The sequence below is a fragment of the Mesorhizobium sp. M1396 genome (assembly GCF_040317725.1).
Lineage (GTDB): Bacteria > Pseudomonadota > Alphaproteobacteria > Rhizobiales > Rhizobiaceae > Mesorhizobium.
On record NZ_JAMYLA010000131.1, the window covers coordinates 1 to 3,044 of the forward strand.

Here is a 3,044-nt window from a genome sequence, read left to right on the forward strand (position 1 = left end):
ACGTCGCCTTCGGCGCCGACGGTTCCATATCGGCCGGCCCGGGCGGTTCGAATTCAAGCGCGGGCGGAGACTTCTCCGTCCCCCCCGGCGGCATCGGCCACGGGTTCGACCTGTCGGCGCTGCTGCCGCCGACGGCCTTGCAGTTTGGTCAATTGGAGCCGCGTGAGCTGTTTCCCTCGATCGTCGACAGGCAGGTTACAGTGACGGCCACGTCATTGCTTGCTCCCAGCGAAGCGGCCAGCGAAACCGGCCTTGACGGCGGCCCGACACAATCGCCGGGCAGCGACGCGCCGAGCCATTCGGAAACGTCCAGCAAGGGAACGATCAGCATCGATGCGCCGGATGGAATTGGGTCGATCGTCATCAATGGCGTCACCGTCACCGGCGTCGGCCAGCAGATCCCGGGCGACTTCGGCTTCCTGACGATCGTCTCCTACAATCCGAGCACCGGTGCCATCGAATACAATTACACGGTGACCGAATCGGTCACGCATCCCTTGCAGGGGGATGGATTCAATCCCAACGACACGGTCCCGGACAATTTCAGCATCACTGTCACGGATGTCGACGGCGATACGGCCAGCACCACCTTTGCCGTCGCCATCGTCGACGACGTGCCGACGGCGGTTGCCGATAGCGACAGCATCGCCGCCGGCCAGTTCGGCCCCGCCACGGGCAATGTGCTTGTCGGCGGTACGGATGCGATTGACGCCAACACCACGGACGGCGTTGCCGACACCCAGGGCGCCGACGGGGCGACGGTGGTGGGCGTTGCGGCCGGCAACACCAACACCGATGTCACTGACGCGGCTACGCTCGACGTGCCGTTCCAGGGCGCCTACGGCAAGCTGACGCTGCACAGCGACGGCTCCTACACCTATGTTCGCGACGCCGGCACGCCCGGCGGCGTCAACGACGTCTTCACCTACACGATCAAGGATGGCGACGGCGACACCTCGCACACCACATTGACGATTTCGATCGGCAATTCGACGCCTGTCATCACCGACCTGACGCCGGAGGCCAATGGCGGCGATGTCGTCGTCAACGAGGCTGCATTGAATATCGGCACGCCCGGCGGACCTGGATCCGATCCGGCAAGCACCGCCGAGACCGGCGCCGGCACTTTCACCATCTCCTCGCCCGACGGCATCCATTCGCTGGCGATCGACGGCAATGCCTTCATCACCAATGGCACGTTCACCGCAGGCTCCTTCACCACCGCGCTCGGCAATACACTCAATGTGACGGCTTACAATGCCGCCACCGGCCAGGTGAGCTACACCTACACGCTGGTCGACAACGAGGCGCACGACCCCATCCAGGGTACGAACAACCTGTTTGAGAACTTCACCGTCACGCTGACGGACCAGGATCTGCAGAGCACCGACGCCACGCTCTCGGTCAAGATCGTCGACGATGTGCCGACGGCGCATGACGAAGCCTCGCAGTCGATTGCGGAAGGTGCTCCGGCGCTGACCGGGACACTGGACTTCGTCGCGGGCGCCGATGGCGCGACGGTGACGCATGTCAACGGCACGCTGCTGATCTTTGATGCCGGCACGGGCTACTCGCAGTCGGTCGACATCGGCGCGGGCACCATCCAGGTGAAGGCGGACGGGTCATACTCGTTCACGCCGGATGCCTCGGTCGATAACAGCTCCGGTCCGGTGGCGGTCAACGCGACTTACACGGTGACGGACGGCGACCTCGACACTTCGACGGCCAACATTGCCTTCACGATCACGGACGGCGCGGGCCCGGCTGCGGGCGCTCCGATCACGCTGGCGCTTGACGACCAGAACCTGAGCGACGGCTCGACGCCGGCCGGCCCTGACTTCGCCTCGAACTCGATCACCTTCACACCGGGTTCGGACGCGATCGCCTCGATCGTCTTCGGCACTGATTTGAGCGGGCTGAACACCGCCAACCTGACCTGGACCAGGGTGTCGGACACCCAGGTCGTGGGCAAGGACGGCGCCGTGACGGTGGTGACGCTGGATCTGTCGGTTGCCAACAATGTGGCGACGGTGACGGCGACGCTGAACAACAACTACGATGCACATCCCGGCATCAATCTCGACGACCTGGTCAATCTGGGCCATCTGGGCGTGGTTGCCACCGATACGGACGGTGACCAGGCGACCGGCACGGTCAACGTGACGGTGTCCGACGATGTGCCGACAGCGCATAATGAAGCATCGCAGAACGTCGCCGAGGGCGCGACGATCACCGGCACGCTGGACTTCATCGCCGGCGCCGACGGCGCTACGGTGACGCACATCGGCGCCATCCCGCTGGTCTTCGGCGGCGACGGCTATTCGCAGCCGATCGATATCGGCGATGGCTTGATCAAGGTCATGGCTGACGGCCATTACTCCTTCACCGCCAACAATTCGGTTGTCGGCACCGGCGCGGCTTCTGCAATTTACACGGTGACGGACGGCGACGGTGACACGTCGACGGCCGGCATCAGCTTTGCGGTGACGGACGCCAATGTTCCGACCGGCGGCATAGCTGCGGCCTCGGTTGACGACGACGGCCTCGCCGGCGGCAATCCAGCGAGCACGACGGGCGACCTTGCGGTCCCCAACACGGATGGTGACAACAACGAGGCGACGTTCTCGGGCACGCTGGGTGGCAGCATCGGCGGCGACGGCGCCGGCGCCAACGGCTTCTCGTTTGCAACGCTGAACGGCACCACCGGCACGGTCGGCCAGGAGAGCGTGACCTACAACTGGGACGCGGCCGGCAACACGCTGACGGCAACAGGGCCACGCGGGGATCTGTTCACGGTACATGTGACGGACCCGGCGACGGGCGCCTACACGGTGACGCTGCTCGACAACGTGTTGCAGGCCCCGGGCAACAACGAGAACGATGCGACGGTCGGCCTCGGCTATGTGATCACTGACGCCGACGGCTCGACGGCCAACGGCACGCTGACCATCACCTTTAACGATGATGGCCCTTCGATCTCGACTTCGGCAACGGTGCAGCCGGTGCTGACGGTCGACGAGACGGATCTGACCACCAATGCGACG

1 protein-coding gene is annotated in these 3,044 nt (G+C 64.8%); it reads left to right on the plus strand.

Annotated elements, in window-relative coordinates:
- The coding region (locus tag NKH02_RS34225) for a beta strand repeat-containing protein (RefSeq protein ID WP_352884236.1) at positions 1 to 3,044 on the plus strand (3,044 nt) is incomplete at both ends.